At 68.2% G+C, this 16,756-nt stretch carries 15 protein-coding genes; 10 read left to right on the top strand and 5 right to left on the bottom strand.

Annotated features, from left to right (window positions below):
* Positions 1-51: 51 nt before the first annotated feature.
* Positions 52-678, top strand: a complete 627-nt coding sequence (locus tag ACSHWB_RS09860) for a TetR/AcrR family transcriptional regulator (protein WP_439661780.1) — start codon at positions 52-54, stop codon at positions 676-678.
* A 1-nt stretch (position 679) separates the two neighbouring features.
* Here the strand turns inward: ACSHWB_RS09860 and ACSHWB_RS09855 are convergent, their stop codons facing one another.
* The 4 genes from ACSHWB_RS09855 to ACSHWB_RS09840 all read right to left on the bottom strand — a co-directional run bounded on the left by ACSHWB_RS09855 (position 680) and on the right by ACSHWB_RS09840 (position 4,505).
* A complete protein-coding gene (locus ACSHWB_RS09855) occupies positions 680-1,624 on the bottom strand; it encodes a ribose-phosphate diphosphokinase (RefSeq protein WP_439661779.1) in 945 nt (314 codons plus the stop codon).
* An 11-nt stretch (positions 1,625-1,635) separates the two neighbouring features.
* Positions 1,636-2,118, bottom strand: a complete 483-nt coding sequence (locus ACSHWB_RS09850; RefSeq protein WP_439661778.1) for a hypothetical protein — start codon at positions 2,116-2,118, stop codon at positions 1,636-1,638.
* Entirely contained in the window at positions 2,115-3,620 is a 1,506-nt protein-coding gene (locus ACSHWB_RS09845; RefSeq protein WP_439661777.1) for a PHP domain-containing protein, read from the bottom strand. The genes ACSHWB_RS09850 and ACSHWB_RS09845 overlap by 4 nt, the downstream gene beginning before the upstream one ends.
* Before the next feature lie 78 nt (positions 3,621-3,698).
* Positions 3,699-4,505: a metal-dependent hydrolase gene (locus ACSHWB_RS09840; RefSeq protein WP_439661776.1), complete on the bottom strand. Its 807-nt coding sequence runs from the start codon at positions 4,503-4,505 to the stop codon at positions 3,699-3,701.
* 272 nt (positions 4,506-4,777) lie between these two features.
* Here ACSHWB_RS09840 and ACSHWB_RS09835 point away from each other — a divergent pair, with 272 nt between their 5' ends.
* The 3 genes from ACSHWB_RS09835 (at position 4,778) to ACSHWB_RS09825 (ending at position 9,226) form a co-directional block, all read left to right on the top strand.
* On the top strand, positions 4,778-6,001 hold the full coding sequence (locus tag ACSHWB_RS09835; protein WP_319975034.1) for an NADP-dependent isocitrate dehydrogenase: 1,224 nt from the start codon (positions 4,778-4,780) through the stop codon (positions 5,999-6,001).
* Positions 6,002-6,213: 212 nt separating this feature from the next.
* The gene (locus ACSHWB_RS09830; RefSeq protein WP_439661775.1) at positions 6,214-6,501 is read left to right on the top strand and encodes a hypothetical protein; all 288 of its coding nucleotides are present in this window, start codon (positions 6,214-6,216) and stop codon (positions 6,499-6,501) included.
* Between the two features lie 106 nt (positions 6,502-6,607).
* Positions 6,608-9,226: a LuxR C-terminal-related transcriptional regulator gene (locus ACSHWB_RS09825; protein ID WP_439661774.1), complete on the top strand. Its 2,619-nt coding sequence runs from the start codon at positions 6,608-6,610 to the stop codon at positions 9,224-9,226.
* A 27-nt stretch (positions 9,227-9,253) separates the two neighbouring features.
* On the opposite strand, the gene ACSHWB_RS09820 is transcribed toward ACSHWB_RS09825, so the two are convergent.
* Positions 9,254-9,568 (bottom strand): hypothetical protein, encoded by a 315-nt coding sequence (locus ACSHWB_RS09820; protein WP_439661773.1) that lies wholly within the window; start codon positions 9,566-9,568, stop codon positions 9,254-9,256.
* A gap of 168 nt (positions 9,569-9,736) precedes the next feature.
* Between ACSHWB_RS09820 and ACSHWB_RS09815 the strand changes: the two genes are divergently transcribed.
* From ACSHWB_RS09815 to trpS, 6 genes are all read left to right on the top strand, one after another.
* Complete coding sequence (locus tag ACSHWB_RS09815) at positions 9,737-9,955, top strand: hypothetical protein (protein WP_439661772.1); 219 nt, start codon at positions 9,737-9,739, stop codon at positions 9,953-9,955.
* An 11-nt stretch (positions 9,956-9,966) separates the two neighbouring features.
* Positions 9,967-10,767, top strand: coding sequence for an exodeoxyribonuclease III (locus ACSHWB_RS09810; RefSeq protein WP_439661771.1), 801 nt, complete (start codon positions 9,967-9,969; stop codon positions 10,765-10,767).
* 355 nt (positions 10,768-11,122) lie between these two features.
* A complete protein-coding gene (locus ACSHWB_RS09805; protein WP_439661770.1) occupies positions 11,123-12,781 on the top strand; it encodes a TIGR03767 family metallophosphoesterase in 1,659 nt (552 codons plus the stop codon).
* 63 nt (positions 12,782-12,844) lie between these two features.
* The gene (locus tag ACSHWB_RS09800; protein ID WP_439661769.1) at positions 12,845-15,367 is read left to right on the top strand and encodes a bifunctional FO biosynthesis protein CofGH; all 2,523 of its coding nucleotides are present in this window, start codon (positions 12,845-12,847) and stop codon (positions 15,365-15,367) included.
* 123 nt (positions 15,368-15,490) lie between these two features.
* Positions 15,491-15,682 carry a hypothetical protein gene (locus ACSHWB_RS09795; RefSeq protein WP_439661768.1) on the top strand — a complete coding sequence of 64 codons (192 nt, stop codon included), beginning with the start codon at positions 15,491-15,493 and terminating at the stop codon, positions 15,680-15,682.
* A 43-nt stretch (positions 15,683-15,725) separates the two neighbouring features.
* Positions 15,726-16,751 (top strand): tryptophan--tRNA ligase, encoded by a 1,026-nt coding sequence (gene trpS / locus ACSHWB_RS09790; RefSeq protein WP_439661767.1) that lies wholly within the window; start codon positions 15,726-15,728, stop codon positions 16,749-16,751.
* The last annotated feature ends 5 nt before the right edge of the window (positions 16,752-16,756 follow it).

The following is a 16,756-nucleotide window of genomic DNA, read 5'->3' as shown; positions in this document are numbered from 1 at the left end:
TACGAACGCAAGGCCTAACACCCATAAACTTTCAGGTGTATGGTTACGGCTGTGACGAACACGGAACCGCGCAGGCGCAACCGCAGGGGCGAGGGCGGGAAACTGCGGGAAGAGATCATCGCGGCGGCCGTCGCGCTGCTGGACGAGGGCGGCGACGAACGCGCGGTCACGCTCCGCTCGGTCGCCCGCAAGGCGGGGATCGCGGCACCGTCGATCTACCCGCACTTCGCGGACCAGCCGTCGATCATGCTGGCCGTCGTCCAGCGGGAGATGGACAAGCTCACCGCTGTCCTGCGCGAGGCCAACGACAACGCGGGCTCGGACGCGCGCGCTCGGCTGTTCGCGGTCTGCAACGCCTACCTGGACTTCGCGCAGGTGCACCCGCAGCGCTACCGGATCATGTTCGGCGGCCTGTGGACGCCGACGGTCGAGGACACCTCGATCACCGACGCCGACCTCGACTCACTGGGGGTGGCGGCGTTCACGCTGCTCGTCGAGGTGCTCGGCGCGTGCGTCGAGGAGGGGATCGCGCACGGCAGCGACGACCTCTACGGCGACTCGGTGGCGTTGTGGCTGGGGTTGCACGGCCTCGCCCACCAGCGGGCCGTGGTGCGCAAGATGCCGGGACCTGCCGACGTCGGGGACCGGCTGATCAAGGCACTCGCGCACCTGAAGTGAACTAGGGGGCCTCGAACAGGGTCGACACCGACTCGCCGACGTTGATCCGCCGCATCGCCTCGGCCATCGCCGGCGCGATCGACAGCACCTTCAACTTCGGCACGGCCTTGTCCGCCGGGATCGGCACGGTGTTCGTGGCGACGATCTCCAGCACGTCGTCGAACGCCTGCAACCGGTCCAACGCCCCGGACGAGAACAGCCCGTGCGTGCACGCCACCCGGATCGACCCTGCGCCGCGCTCCCGCAGCTTGTCCAGCAGCTCGATCACGGTCGAGCCCTTGGCGATCTCGTCGTCCAGCACGATCACGTCCCGGCCGGCCACCTCGCCGATCACGGTCTGGATCTGCACCTTGTCGTCGGCGAACCGCTGCTTGGCGCCGGCCGCGACGGGCAGGCCGAGAATCCGGGCGAAGTGCGCGGCCTCCTTGGCGTTGCCGAGGTCCGGCGACACCACGACGGTGTTCGACAGGTCGTACTGGGAGAAGTGCGCGGCCAGTTCGCGCAGTGCGTGCAGGTGGTCGACGGGTACGGAGAAGAAGCCGTGCACCTGCGGCGAGTGCAACGTCATCGCAAGAACCCGGGACGCGCCGGCGGCCACCATCAGGTCGGCGACCAGGCGGCCGCCGATCGAGATCCGGGGTGCGTCCTTCTTGTCCGAACGCGCGTAGGCGTAGTGCGGCAGGACGACGGTCGTGCGCGCGGCGGAGGCGCCACGGGCAGCGTCCAGCATCAGCAGGAGTTCGACGAGGTGTTCCTGCACCGGCGGCACCAGCGGCTGGATCAGGAACACGTCCCGCTCACGGCAGTTCGCCTGCAACTGCACTTCCAGACAGTCGTTGGCGAACCGCGTCAAACGGCTGGGTGAGAGTTCGACTCCGAGATGGCCACAGATCTCGGCGGCTAGCGTTGGATGGGCAGAACCACTGAAGACAGCGATGTCACGCACATCCGCACAACCTAGTCGATGACCAGCACCAGCTTGCCGTCGCGGAAGAACGGCGTCAGGTTCCCGCGCGTGTCGACCGTGTGCGTTCCACGCGGGAAAACGGCCTCTATGGCCGTGAACGCGAGGATGTCCGAGACGCCATGACGGCCGCGCAACGACCGTTGGCCCTGGTATCGCAGAGCGCGCCCCTCGCGGCGGTACTGGTGGGCCTCAGCAGCAGTGGAGGCGCCTGCTCGCAGCGCCTCCGGGCCTACCAGGCGTCCTGAGGACGCGCTGCGTACGGAAACGCCGAAACCCTGCGCGACCAGTGAGTTCACCACTGCGTCGGACGGGGGGATCGGGAGGAGGAAGGACATCGCGTAGTGGCTGTCGACCTCGTGCACCACGACCGTTCGGGCCGTGGTCAGCACGGTGTCGTGCAGCTCCAACGCGATCTTCTCCGCTTCCCAGCGGTTTTCATAGCCGGCGTCGATGCCGACGAAGGTGCTGGTCACCTGACCTCCACGAAGATCGGGTTGGTGTAGCACCACAGGTCCTCCCACGGGTTCGCGGCTCCGGGTGTGTCCGCCTGCGGTTCGAACGCGCCGCGGTTGCCGTCGGTTCCGCGCAACCGGAGGTAAAAAGGCTCCCGGACGTTGCGGAACGTGTGCGTGAAGACCGCATAGTGCCAGCGCGGCTCGTAGGATCGCTCGACCTTCACATGTGGCGTGGCCAACGTTTCAGATGATGATCGTCCGGTTACCTCGCCCTTGATGAGGTCCAAACGGCGCAATCGTGGCACGAATCCCGCGCTGTTGGGGCGAGTTGCCAAACGTGCCTTGACCAGCACGGTCACGTCCGAGCCGCGACGCACGCGGAGCCGGCCGCCCATCGTTTCGGTACCGCCGGACGCGTAAACCTGGAACCGGAGATCATCGACCAGGCCGCCGTGCGAGACCCACGCCCTGCCCGCCCTCAAGCCCTCCATCACGGCGCCGCGCGTCCGCCGGGTCGCGCCGACGACGGTCCGGGAGAACTCGCACGGGAAGAAGTCGACGTACGGCGGCAGGACCTGGGGCGGGCCCTCGACCGGGTCGAGGTGCTTGCCGGTCAGGTCGAACTGGTCGCCCGGTTCCGGCACGCGGACGATCGTGTCGCGCGAGTTGAAGTGCGAGTCGGAGTTCGACGTGATCCACCAGCCGAGGCCCTCGGCGAGCAGCGAGTCCCAGACACCGCCGACCTTCGCCGTCATCCAGTCGAAGCCGCCGTAGGTCTTGTAGGCCTCGGGCGGATAGGGCGCGTAGGAGTTCGAGCCGGGGCTGTTCGCGTACCCGCCGCGGTGGCCGCCGGGACCGCGCAACGGGTCGCCGTCGCCCTGCGCTCCCGGTGCGCCCTCCATGCCGACAACGATGTCGGGCGCCAGGTCGCGCATGTTCCGCAACTCGTGCGGCGCGACCCGTCCGTTGCGCATCGGGTGGTTCACGAACACCAGCGCGGACTTCATCGTGCCGTTGCGGATCTTGGTCTGCAGGAACCGGATCGCGTCCAGCGCCTTGCGCTCGTTGGCGGGGCTCGACGCCTCCTGGCCGTTCAGCCGCCAGTCGAACTGCCGCTCGAAGTCGCGCAGCACCCCGGCCTCGTCGCGGCAGTCCTCGAGGAACAGCGTCGCGTGCTCGGCGCCGGGGACGTTCCACTCCATCCCGTGCCACAGCAGCAGGTGTGGAAACTTCTTCCTGGCGCGCTGGAGGTCGGCCGCCGTCGCCTCGACGGAGTGCGCCTCGTGCGACGCGTGGCCGTGATCGGTGATCACGAGCCAGTCCGTGCCGTGCCGCAACGCGCCGCGGATCTGCTGCTCGACGGTGTACATGCCGTCGTACGAGTACTGCGTGTGCGTGTGGTGATCACCGGAAAGCCACTGGTAGCGCCCCGATGCCGAGGCGGTCCCGGTGCCCAGCGCTCCCGCCACGCCGAGCACGCCGGCTCCCTGCAGGAAGCGTCTGCGGGCTACTTCGGACATGGCTGATCCTCCACACGACGGGTCGGGGTGCGTGGAGGCTAGGCCGATCGCATGAGGTGGAGGTGGACGCGAGGTGAACTAGATCGGAAGCAGGTCCACCCAGTCCAGGAACGGCAGCGCGCCCGTGCCCTGCAACGCGGCGAGCCCCAGCCAGATCGACAGGATCGTCACGATCGGCCCGACGATCGCCATCTCCACCACGCCGCCGGTCTTCATCCGCAGGAGCTTCGGCGGCGCGACCGGGTACCAGGTCTTGCCCATGATCGGGATCGGCCACAGGATCGGGCAGCCCTGCTCGGTGATCGCGTCACCGATGTAGTGCGCGAAGCACCCGATGCCGACCGCGATCCCGCACGCCGCGGCGGAGGCGTCCGTCTGCGAGGTCCACGCGATCATCGCCCACGTGATGCCCGCCGACACGACGGTGATCATCAGCGCGTCCTGCTTGGGGCACCAGTCGTTCATGATGCCGCGCACCGCGAGACCGGCGAACACGAACATCAGCACGGGCAGCGCCCACTTCTGGCTGTTCTGGATGACCGCGGCGGTGAAGACGGCGGCGAACATCGCGAAGACGAGCGTGTGTGTGAGGCCGCGATGTCCGCCGTCCCGCTTGGAATCCCGCTTCAGGCGCGTCGTCCGGTAGACGAAGCTGCTCAACGCGTTGATGCCCGCGGACAACCCGCTGCTCAACGCGCCGAACGTGCGCGAGATGGTCGATCCGGGGTGGTCCAGGTCGGGCAGAAGTGCCGCGCCAGTGGCGAGAACCGCTCCCACGGCCCAGCTCTGCGGTGAGAGCTGGCCGATCGGGTGAGTCGACGCGATCGCGGTGACGGCGCTCCAGGCGAGCAGCCCGCTCATCGCATGTGTTGGCCCAGTTGACACTTACGCCCTTTCCAGTGATCACCCGACCGTGCTGACAGTAGTCGTTCCTTGAACGCCGCCGGAGCGGATCTCGTTCAACGGCGAAGAAGATCGACTCCTGCCTGGTGAGGGCCTCTCTCGTGGTGACCAGTGCGCGAGAGGACTACGGTTCACGCCAATGGCGCAATGCGTGGCGCCAGTTGAATCGATGTAACCAGGGTCGCAGGCGCAGGACGGCGTTTTACCAGTACGCTTGTCCTGCTTGCATCGTCGCGAGAGGAGCGCCCAGGATTATGGGCAAGATCAAGGTTCAGGGCACCGTCGTCGAACTCGACGGCGACGAGATGACCCGGATCATCTGGCAGTTCATCAAGGACAAGCTGATCCACCCGTACCTGGACGTCACTCTGGAGTACTACGACCTGGGCATCGAGCACCGGGACGCCACCGACGACCAGGTCACGATCGACGCCGCGAACGCCATCAAGAAGCACGGCGTCGGCGTCAAGTGCGCCACGATCACGCCGGACGAGGCGCGCGTCGAGGAGTTCGGCCTGAAGAAGATGTGGGTCTCGCCGAACGGCACGATCCGCAACATCCTCGGCGGTGTCGTCTTCCGCGAGCCGATCATCATCTCGAACGTCCCGCGGCTGGTCCCCGGCTGGACGAAGCCGATCATCATCGGCCGTCACGCCCACGGTGACCAGTACAAGGCCACCAACTTCAAGGTGCCCGGCGCCGGCAAGCTCACCATCACGTTCCAGCCGGAGGACGGCTCGGACCCGATCGAGCACGTCGTCACCGAGTTCCCGGCGGAGGGCGGTGTGGCGATGGGCATGTACAACTACAACAAGTCCATCGAGGACTTCGCCCGCGCCTCGTTCTCCTACGGCCTGCAGCGCGGTTACCCCGTCTACATGTCGACGAAGAACACGATCCTGAAGGCCTACGACGGCGCCTTCAAGGACATCTTCGAGCGCGTGTTCAACGAGGAGTTCAAGGCGGAGTTCGACGCCAAGGGCCTCACCTACGAGCACCGCCTGATCGACGACATGGTCGCCGCTGCCATGAAGTGGGAGGGCGGCTACGTCTGGGCGTGCAAGAACTACGACGGCGACGTCCAGTCCGACACGGTCGCGCAGGGCTTCGGCTCGCTCGGCCTCATGACGTCGGTCCTGATGACGCCGGACGGCAAGACGGTCGAGGCCGAGGCCGCGCACGGCACCGTGACGCGTCACTTCCGCCAGCACCAGGCCGGCAAGCCGACCTCCACGAACCCCATCGCGTCGATCTACGCGTGGACCCGTGGCCTCATGCACCGCGGCAAGCTGGACAACACCCCCGAGGTGATCCGCTTCGCCGAGGCGCTCGAGGAGGTCGTGATCGAGACCGTCGAGGCCGGTCAGATGACCAAGGACCTGGCCCTGCTGATCAGCAAGGACCAGGCGTGGCTGACCACCGAGGACTTCCTCGGCGCGCTCGACGAGAACCTCAAGAAGAAGATGGCGTCCTTCTGAGCCCAGCTCTGGCGTTCGCCTGATTCGAGTACGTGAGAAGGCCACCCCGGTCACCCCGGGGTGGCCTTTCGCGTCGGGTGTCACCCGGTCGGTTCCTCTTGCGGGTGGTAACCGCGCCGAGCCGTCCACCCAGGTCCTGCAGCCGCTATATCTGCTGTTCCAGGGCTTGTGCGTGCGGAGGCGTCGCGATGTTTGGTGTTCCGGTTCGGGGAATGATCGTCATTGGTGTGCTCGGGGTCGCCGGCGTGATGTACGCGGTGAACGGCGGCAAGCCGATGGGCAGTGACAAGGCGGCGGAGATCTGCAAGATCACGGTGACCGCGGACATCCTCAACGTCCGGTCGGGGCCCGGTGACATGCAGCCGATCGTCTCGACCATGCAGCGCGACGCCGTGACCGACGCCCAGGGGCGCGTCGAGAACGGCTACCGGATGCTCAGCGACCGGCGCTGGGTGAGCCAGTCGTTCGTCGCGCTGACGAGCGACTCGACCTGCAAGTAGGGAAACACCCCATCGACCCCCAATAGAGTTGGTCCGGCTGGCCCAGTGCGGTCGGCCGGACGCGCCGCCACGTGTTCGCAGTGCGTGCGGCGAAGGGGTGTACTCAGTGGCGGTCGCGAGTTCCGTGGTGTCCGACCGCACACGCGAGCTGACGGTGGTGCGCGAGGCTCTGCGGGGCACATCCGCCGCCGTGTGCGTCGAAGGCCACGTGGGCATGGGCAAGACCTCGGTGCTCGCCGAGACCGTGCGAATGGCGCGTGAGCTGGGCTTCCAGGTGTTCGGCGCGCGGTGTTCCGCCTCGGAGTCAGGGTTCCGCTTCGGCGTCGTCGCGCAGCTCTTCGAGAGCGAGGCCGACGAGATCCTCTCCGTCGACGCCGACCAGGCCGCGATGCACCGGCTGCACCGCCTCGTCCGGGAGGTCTCGGCCGCCTCGCCGGCGCTGATCGCCGTCGACGACGTGGAACAGGCCGATGCCCCGTCGCTGAAGTTCCTGTCGTACCTGTGCCGGCGGTTGAGCGGCCTGCCGGTGGTCCTGGTGGTGACGCGCGGCCTCGCCGTCGACGTCACGCCACTGCTGCGCGAGGTCGTCGGTGCGGCGGAACGGGTCCGGCTCACCGGACTCGACCAGGCGGGGAGTGCCCGGTTCCTGCGCGCGTTGTTCGCCTCCGGTGTCACCGACGAGGTGGTCGCGGAGTGGCGGGTGGCGACCGGCGGCAACCCGTACCTGCTGGGGCTGCGTCCCCGCGATCTGGGCGAACGGTCCGGTGAACTGGTCGCGCGGCTGGCGCAGGCCGGGCCGTCGGTGGTGGCGCTGGCACGGTCGTTCGCGGTGCTCGGCGAGGCCGACCTGGCGCTGGCCGGGGCTGCCGCAGGGCTGGGACCGCAGGAGGCTGTGGACGCCTCACGGGCGTTGGGCGGCTTGGGTTTCGCCGGTGTGCCGATGGTCTTGTCGACGTTGGCGCAGAGCGCGACCGCGTTGGACCGGGCGGCGATCCACGCGCGGGCGGCCCGGTTCCGGCACGACGACCAGGCGTCCGTCGACGAGGTGGCGGCGCATCTGCTGGAGGCAGCGCCGATCGGGGAGGAGTGGGCGCGGGACGTGCTGCGCGCATGCGCTCGCAAGTCCACTTCGGACAGAGCGATCGCCTGTCTGCGCAGGCTCTTGCGCGAACCGCTGCCGGACGACCTGCGCGGCGAGGTGCTGGTCGAGCTGAGCGAGGCGCAGTCGCTGGTCGATCCGGATGCGGCCCGCGCGTCGCTGCACAAGGCCGCGGCAGCGTCGATGGACGTCGCGGCCGAGGGGCGGATGGCGTTGCTGCTCGCCTACGACCTGGCCGGGCGGCGGCTGTACCGGGACGCGGTGGCGAAGGTCGAGTCGGTGATCGCGCGGGTGAGCGGGGTGGATCCGGACCTGGCTCAGCGGCTGGACCTCTACGCGTTGTCGCTGGGGCTGGAGGAGTCGTTCTTCTCCGGTGAGGTGGAGACGCGGATCGCGCGGCTGGTGGGCTCTCGGATGACCTCTGCCCGCAACGCCCGGTTCCTCAACACCTTGCTGGCCTACCGGGGCGCGACGATCGGCGCGAACCCCGGCGAGACGCGGCGGCGGGTGCAGGGCGCGCTGCCGTTGCGCGTCGGACGTGACCTGATCGACCAGTTCTCGTTCGCGCACATGATCGTGGCGTTGATCGGGATCGACGAGTACGAGCTCGCGGACCGGCAGTGCGACGAGGCGTTGCGGGTGACGTCCGAACGCGATCTGGGGCTGTGCGGTGCTTTGGTGCAGGGGCTGCGGTGTCACGTGGCGCGCCGGCTGGGGTCGCTGGCGGTCGCGGAACAGCTCGGGCTGGCGTCGCTGGCGCGGCTCGACTCGGTGGGCGCGGGGCAGGACGGCAACATCGTGGTGTCCGTCGCGGGGCTGGCCGGCGTGTGGGTGGACACGGGCGACACGTCGTCGGCGTTGCGGCTCGTGCGCGAACGCTCGCTCGACGGCGACCTGCCCGAGTACTCGCACTACAACGCGCTCCTGCACCAGCGCGGCCGTCTGCACATGGCGTTGGGCGATCCGGTTTCGGCGTTGCGCGACCACCTCTTGTGCGGTCAGCGGATGGAACGCCGTGGCGCGCGCAACCCGTCCTTGCAACCGTGGCGTTCGCACGCTGCGTTGGCGCACATGGCGTTGGGAGAACGGGATCAGGCTTCGCGCCTCGCCTTCCAGGAGCTGGAACTGGCGCGCGACTGGGGTCTCGCCGTGCCGATCGGGGTCGCCGCGCGGGTCGCCGGAGTGGTGGCCTCGGACGTTGTGCTGCTGGAGGAGGCCGTGTCGACGTTGCGGGGCACACCGGCCCGGCTGGAGCTCGCGCGGGCACTGGTCGACCGGGGTGTGGTGCTGCGCGCACTGGGACGTCGCCCGGAGGCGTTGGCGGCGTTGCGGCAGGGCCACGACGTGGCGAAGGGGTGCGGCGCGATCCCGTTGATGAGCCTCGCGGCACGGGAGCTGCGCGCGGCGGGCGGACGTCCGGCCCGCGTGCCGTCGGGTTCGGTGCTCACCGCGCAGGAGGAGCACATCGTGCGGCGCGCGGTGCACGGCCTGACGAACCGGCAAATCGCGGCGGAGTTGTTCGTGACGCCACGGGCCGTTGAACTGCATCTGACCCGCGCCTATCGAAAACTGGGAATCTCCGGGCGGCGAGATCTGGCCGCCGCATTGGAAAAGGCCGGCGCATGAGGGCGGCGCCGGCCTTTTCCCGAGTCCTTACTTCAGGACGATGATGCCCAGTGCGACGATCTTGCCGCCCAGTTTGATCCCCTTGACGTCGACGCTCGCGCCGACCTTCAGCTCACCGGAGATGATGGTCTGCAGGAGGTCGTAGTCCACGTCCACCGTCGTCGAGGCGTCGACCTTGACCTTGATGGACTTGCCCTGGACCACCGCGACGACCTCGCCGGTCAGGTCGGCCGACACCGCGGCCGTCTGCGCCGGTGCCGGGGCGGCGAAGGCCTGGGCGGCACCACCGAACAGCACGGCGGTGGCGGCGAGACCGGCGAGAACACCCTTGATCGCGTTCATTTCTTCTCCTCGGTGCTTTCGTGCTTGGGGGAAGATTTCCTGGGCCCGTCAAAAGAATGTCGCCCGCTCTCCCGCACGCTCAAGAGTTTCAGCTCAACACTTCGTTCTCCCCGAAGTCCGCCTTTGCATTGGGCAACGACTTCGGTGGCGTGTGGCAAACTTGCGGGCATGCTGCGGAACATGTTTCGGTGGGGCAGAGCCAAGGGCGTCACGCAGTGCTCGTGCGACCCCGAGTGGCAGGGCCTCTACACCGAGATCGACGGCCAGCGTCAACTCGCGCTGCCCCGCGACGAGATGGCCACCCTCGTCGGCTACCTCGACCTGACCGCGCACTGCGCAGGCTGCAACGCCGAGTACCCGAAGCCCTGGGGCCTGGCCTCCCAGTAGGCTCCTCCGTCGTGCTCACGGTCTCCACGGTCAACGTCAACGGTCTGCGCGCCGCCGCGAAGAAGGGCTACCTCGAGTGGCTCGCCACGTCGTCAGCCGACGTGGTGTGCCTGCAGGAGGTCCGCGCGGAACCCGCAGAGCTCGCCGCCGACGTCCACTCACCCGAGGGCTGGCACGGCGTGTACGCCCCGTCGTCGCTGAAGGGCCGCGCGGGCGTGGGCATCCTCTCGCGCGTGGAACCCACCTCGGTCCGCGTGGGCTTCGGCGTCTCCGAGTTCGAGGCTTCTGGTCGCTACGTGGAGATCGAGCTGCCCGGCGTCGTCGTGGCGTCGCTGTACCTGCCGTCCGGCGACGTCGGCACCGAGAAGCAGGACGAGAAGGACCGCTTCATGGCGGCCTTCCTGCCGTACCTGGTGTCGCTGCGGGAGAAGGCCGCCGTGTCCGGCCGTGAGGTGGTCGTGTGCGGTGACTGGAACATCGCGCACCAGCAGGCGGACCTGAAGAACTGGAAGACGAACCAGAAGGAGTCCGGCTTCCTGCCTTATGAGCGGGAGTGGATGACTTCCGTGTTCGCGTCCGGGTACAACGACGTGATGCGCGCTCTGCACCCTGATGTGGCTGGGCCGTACTCGTGGTGGTCTTATCGCGGGAAGGCGTTCGACAACGATTCCGGGTGGCGGATCGACTACGTCGTCACAACCGACCGCCTGGCTGCTGCGGCCAAGTCTGCCGTGGTCGAACGCGCCGCGACCTACGCGGAACGCTGGTCCGACCACGCCCCAGTCACCGCAACCTTCGACTGGCCCCGCTAACCCCCTGCTGGTTCTGGCGTCTGCAAGTACCGCCAACTCATGATCATCGAGCACTTTTCTACTACCAACTCGTCCGGCGCTGTCTAGCTGGAGGGCGTAGCGCTGCACCGGCAGGAGGCCGCTTCTTGGGGTGAGTTGGGTGTAGTTATGGGCCTGTTGATCAGTTGTTGGCGGTACTTGCAGACGTCCAAAGCGCCGAGCGCTGGTCGGACCACGCTTCGGTGACCGTCGAGTACTCCGACTGACCCAGCCCGAACAGCCTTTATCGCTCTTGTCGCCCACCTGACGGCTCGATTCCACCCACCCGTTCCCCGAATATGAACACGATTCACCATCGATGAATCGGGGGCGGCTCATGACAGGGTTCAACCGGCGTTCGTTCCTCCTGGCGATGGGGGTGGGCGCGGCAGGCGTGCCACTCCTGGACCGCCCAGCGTTCGCGTCCACGGTGGGCACCACGCTCGACGTCACGGCCGCGCCGATCGGCACCAGCGGCTACCGCAGGCTCGCGGCGGGCCCTGGCTGGCCGACGGTCGTGCGGAGCGACCTCATCGCCGCGAAACCCAACCGGGAGGCCAGGCGCCGAGCCCTGACCAGCTTCGTGCAGTTCAGCGACATGCACATCTGCGACGCCCAGAGCCCGCTCCGCTTCGAGTACCTGCACCCGATCATGGGTTCCAGCGCGCACCGGCCGCAGGAAGCTCTCACCACGCAGGGCTCCACATCCCTGGTCCGCCGCGTCAACGCCGTTCGCCGAGGACCGTTGACCGGCCGGCCGTTCGACTTCCTCATGACGACCGGCGACAACACCGACAACCACGAGAACATCGAGCTCGACTGGTTCCTCACGGTCCTCAACGGCGGCCGCATCACCCCGAACACCGGTGACGCGCGGTACGAAGGCGTGCAGAACGCGGGCATCAGCACGTTCTGGCAGCCGGATCTCAGCGGCAGCGACGACTACAAGGCCAAGGGCTTCCCACAGCTGCAGGGCCTGCTCGACGCGGCGGTCCGCGAGTTCACCAGCCCCGGCCTGGACATCCCCTGGTACTCGACGATCGGCAACCACGACGACAGCGTGGTCGGCGCGCTGCCGGACGGGCTGCTCGACAGCTGGTACACCGGCCGCAGGAAGATCGTTGGGTTCGGCGACCCCGTGCAGAACGCGAAGGTCGCGCGGGCGTTCAACGACCCCACGGCGATCCCCGAGGCCCTCGCGATCCTGGCGAGCGGCGGCGTCGTCCGCACCGTGACGCCGGACAGCCGGCGCAGGCTGTTCGACACCGGTGAGTTCGTGCGCAAGCATCTGTCGACGGGTGGACACGGCTACACGGACGCCAACGCGGACGGCGTGGACGTCTTCTACACGTTCCGGATGGCGCCCGGTGTCACGGGCATCAGCATGGACACCACGAACCTCGCAGGGTTCTCCACGGGCTCGATAGGGCTGCATCAGCTCAACTGGATCGAGAAGACCCTCAAGCGCAGCAGCTCGCTCTACTACGACTGGCTGGGCCTGCCGCAACGGCAGAACGTCACCGACGAGCTGTTCGTGCTCTTCAGCCACCACACGAGCACGACGATGGGCAACGTGCTGCCGGACAAGCGCCGGCCGCTCGACCCGCGGATGAACGGCGACGCGCTCGTGAATCTCCTGCACCGCTTCCCGAACGTGCTGGCGTGGGTCAACGGCCACACGCACCGCAACGTGATCACCCCGCACCGGCACGACACGCCCTCACGGAGCTTCTGGGAGATCAACACCGCCGCCCACGTCGACTACCCGCAGCACGCCCGCGTGATCGAGGTCGCGGACAACGGTGACGGCACGTTGTCGCTGTTCACGACGTTGCTCGAAGCCGACGCGCCCTACCAGGTCGACTACGACGACCGCAGCGACACGGCACTGGCCAGCCTGTGCCGGGAGTTCACCTACAACGACATCCACTCGCGGACCAACCCCCTGGGCACGCCGCTCGACCGGAACACGGAACTGCTCGTCACCGTGCGCTGACAGTGGGATGTCCCACACCTCGCGCGGAGTGATCAGGAATTTCAGCGGCCTAAGGTCGTTGACGTGGCAGTGGACATCTCGCTAACCCCACCGCAGTCCCGTCCGAGCGCGGCGGCCATGAGGCGTGCGCTGCGCCGGGCCGCTGACGGCGCGGTGCTCGACGCGACCGAGGCCTCCGTGCTGCTCCACGCGCGCGAGGACGACCTGGACGCACTGCTGACAGCGGCGGGCAAGGTGCGGGACGCGCACCTGCTCGCCGAGGGGCGTGCCGGGGTCGTCACGTACAGCCGGTCGGTGTTCATCCCGCTGACCAGACTGTGCCGGGACAGGTGTCACTACTGCACGTTCGCGACCGTGCCGCACAAGGTGCCCGCGGCGTTCCTCGAACGCGACGAGGTGCTGGCGATCGCCCGCGCTGGGGCCGCGCAGGGGTGCAAGGAGGCCCTCTTCACGCTCGGCGACCGGCCGGAGGACCGCTGGCCCGCCGCGAAGGAGTGGCTGGACGCGCGCGGCTACGAGTCCACTTTGGACTACGTGAGGGCCAGCGCCATCGCGGTGCTGGAGGAGACCGGCCTGCTGCCGCACCTCAACCCCGGCGTGCTGAGCTGGGAGGAGCTGACGCGGCTCAAGCCCGTCGCGTCCAGCATGGGCATGATGCTCGAGACCACGGCCGAGCGGCTCTGGAGCGAGAAGGGCGGCCCGCACTACGGCAGCCCCGACAAGGACCCCGCCGTCCGGCTGCGCGTGCTCACCGACGCCGGCCGCGTGAACGTCCCGTTCACCACCGGCATCCTGATCGGCATCGGCGAGACCATCACCGAGCGCGCCGAGTCGCTGCTCGCGATGCGGCAGATCGCCAAGCAGTACGGGCACATCCAGGAAGTCATCATCCAGAACTTCCGCGCCAAGCCGGACACGGCGATGCGCGGCATGCCCGACGCCGACCTCACCGAGCTCGCGGCCACGATCGCCGTGGCACGCCTGGTGATGCCGTCGACCGTGAGCGTCCAGGCACCGCCGAACCTCGTCGGCGGCGAGTTCGATCTGATGCTGCGCGCGGGCGTCGACGACTGGGGCGGCGTCTCGCCGATCACGCCGGACCACGTGAACCCCGAGAAGCCGTGGCCCCAGGTCGACCAGCTCGCGGAGATCACCGCGGAGGCCGGTTTCTCCTTGCGGGAACGGCTGAACGTCTACCCGCGGTTCGTCCGCGCGACGGCGGGGCAGTGGATCGACACCCGGCTCACCGCGCACGTTTCCGCGCTGGCGCTGGAGAACGGCCTCGCGAACCCGGACGCGGAGGTCGTCGGCCGCGAGTGGCAGGAGCCCGACGGCGGCACCGACACGTACGGCCGCGCGGACCTCAACACCTCGATCGACACCGAGGGCCGCACGAACGACCGCCGCGGTGACTTCGACTCGGTCTACGGCGACTGGGACGAGTTGAAGATCCCCGTTGCCCCGCAACGACTTCCCGACGACGTCCAACGTGGACTGAAGATCGCGGCGAACGACCCGGCCGCGTTGCTCGGCGACACTGAGGCCGCGATGGCGTTGCTGACGGCCGACGGCGACGCGCTGGAGGAGATGACGAAGCTCGCCGACGACCTGCGGCGCGAGGTGGTCGGCGACGACGTCACGTACGTGGTCAACCGGAACATCAACTTCTCCAACGTCTGCTACGTCGGCTGCCGCTTCTGCGCCTTCGCCCAGCGCGAGCGCGACGCGGACGCCTTCCGGCTCTCCGCGGAGGAAGTGGCCGACCGCGCGCAGGAGGCGTGGGACGACGGCGCCACCGAGGTCTGCATGCAGGGCGGCATCGACCCGAAACTGCCGGTGACCTACTACGCCGACGTCGTGCGCGCGATCAAGAAGCGCCTGCCGCAGATGCACGTCCACGCGTTCAGCCCGATGGAGATCGTCTCCGCCGCGGCGAAGGCGGGCGTGAGCGTGCGCGAGTGGCTGACCGAGCTCAAGGAGGCCGGCCTCGACACGATCCCCGGCACGGCGGCCGAGATCCTCGACGACGACGTGCGGTGGGTGCTGACCAAGGGCAAGCTGCCGACCGCGACCTGGCTCGACGTCGTCGGCACGGCCCATGAGCTGGGCATTCGTTCGTCCAGCACGATGATGTACGGCCACGTGGACCACCCCGGCCACTGGCTCACGCACTTCCGGGTGCTCGCGGACCTGCAGGACCGCACGGGCGGGCTCACCGAGTTCGTCGCGCTGCCGTTCGTGCACCGCAACGCCCCGATCTACCTCGCCGGCGTCGCCCGTCCCGGCCCCAGCCGCCGCGACAACCGCGCCGTGCACGCGTTCGCACGGCTGGCGTTGCACGGCCGCGTCGACAACATCCAGTGCTCCTGGGTGAAGCTCGGCGACGAGGGCACCGCGGAGATCCTCAACGGCGGCGCGAACGACATCGGCGGCACGTTGATGGAGGAGACCATCAGCCGCATGGCCGGATCGGAGCACGGGTCGGCGCGTACTGTGCGTGAGCTTGAGACCCTGGCTTCGCTCGCTGGGCGTAACGCGCGTCAGCGGACTACGACATATGGGCGAGTGCGATCTGATCACGAGTGACCGATAGTCTGATTCGGCGCATCGACGCTACCGGCGATCGGTAGCTTGGCGGCCAATCAGTCAGCAAGGTTCACCCGTTCCGGGGTGGATCTATGCCATGGGGAGGCTCGGCAAGTGCACGGCATGAGTCTTGTAGTGAGCGCTGCGGTCGAGAGCAGCATGACCGGCACGGCTGCCGGTCCCGTCGGCCTGATCGCGGTCACCGCGGGCGTCGGCGGCCTGGTGTACGGCCTGGTGAAGAGGCGCAAGCCGGCCACGGTCATCGCGGCCAACCAGCGCATCGACCTGGTCCGCCAGGACACCGCCCAAGAGTGATCCGGCTCCGCACTGATCTGCCTGGTCTGAGAAGATTTCGTTCGTGTCCACGGAGAACGCGCCTGTAGAGGCTGTCAAGCGCCCCCGCGTCCTGTCCGGCATCCAGCCGACGGCCGGGTCGTTCCACCTCGGCAACTACCTGGGTGCGGTGCGGCAGTGGGTGGCCCTGCAGGAGGCGCACGACGCGTTCTACTGCGTCGTCGACCTGCACGCGATCACCGTGGAGCAGAACCCGAAGGAACTGCGGCAGAACACGCGCGTCTCGGCCGCGCAGCTGCTCGCGCTGGGCATCGACCCGGATCGGGCGACCCTGTTCGTGCAGTCGCACGTCCCCGAGCACGCCCAGCTCGGCTGGGTCATGCAGTGCATGACCGGCTTCGGCGAGGCGTCGCGGATGACGCAGTTCAAGGACAAGTCCGCACGTCAGGAGCAGTCCGTCGGCGTCGGCCTGTTCACGTACCCGATCCTGCAGGCCGCGGACATCCTGCTGTACCAGGCGCACTACGTGCCGGTCGGTGAGGACCAGCGCCAGCACCTGGAGCTGACCCGCGACCTCGCGACGCGCTTCAACTCCCGGTACGGCAAGACGTTCCGGTTGCCCGAGGCGTACATCGTCAAGGACACGGCCAAGATCTTCGACCTGCAGGAACCGACGGCGAAGATGAGCAAGTCGGTGCCCGGCGGTGTCGTCGAGCTGCTGGAGGACCCGAAGCGGTCGGCCAAGAAGATCCGGTCCGCGGTCACCGACACGGGCCGCGAGATCGTCTTCGACGTCGAGAACAAGCCGGGCGTCTCGAACCTGCTGACGATCTACTCGGCGCTCACCGGCCGGACGGTCGAGTCGCTGGTCAGCGACTACGACGGCAAGGGCTACGGCGACCTGAAGAAGGACCTCGGCGAGGTCTTCACCGAGTGGGTCACGCCGGTGCAGGAACGCGTCAAGATGTACCTCGACGACGTGGCCTCGCTGGACAAGATCCTGGCCTCCGGCGCCGAGCGCGCCCGCGAGGTCGCAGCCGGCACGTTGCGCCGCACGTACGACAAGATCGGCTTTGTTCTGCCTGAGTAGTGCAA

Origin of the sequence: Lentzea sp. HUAS TT2, from assembly GCF_051853195.1 — a bacterium.
Classification (GTDB): Bacteria; Actinomycetota; Actinomycetes; order Mycobacteriales; family Pseudonocardiaceae; genus Lentzea.
The sequence above is the reverse complement of the archived record's forward strand: the minus strand, read 5'-3'. Positions and strand labels throughout refer to the sequence as shown.

Bases quoted from the DNA above. Each gene is read 5' to 3' on its own strand.
- ACSHWB_RS09830 (WP_439661775.1), top strand. From the start codon at position 6,214: ATGATCGTCATTGGTGTGCTCGGGGTCGCCGGCGTGATGTACGCGGTG.
- ACSHWB_RS09845 (WP_439661777.1), bottom strand. From the start codon at position 3,620: ATGTCCGAAGTAGCCCGCAGACGCTTCCTGCAGGGAGCCGGCGTGCTC.
- ACSHWB_RS09805 (WP_439661770.1), top strand. From the start codon at position 11,123: ATGACAGGGTTCAACCGGCGTTCGTTCCTCCTGGCGATGGGGGTGGGC.
- ACSHWB_RS09820 (WP_439661773.1), bottom strand. From the start codon at position 9,568: ATGAACGCGATCAAGGGTGTTCTCGCCGGTCTCGCCGCCACCGCCGTG.
- ACSHWB_RS09795 (WP_439661768.1), top strand. From the start codon at position 15,491: ATGAGTCTTGTAGTGAGCGCTGCGGTCGAGAGCAGCATGACCGGCACG.
- ACSHWB_RS09835 (WP_319975034.1), top strand. From the start codon at position 4,778: ATGGGCAAGATCAAGGTTCAGGGCACCGTCGTCGAACTCGACGGCGAC.
- ACSHWB_RS09815 (WP_439661772.1), top strand. From the start codon at position 9,737: ATGCTGCGGAACATGTTTCGGTGGGGCAGAGCCAAGGGCGTCACGCAG.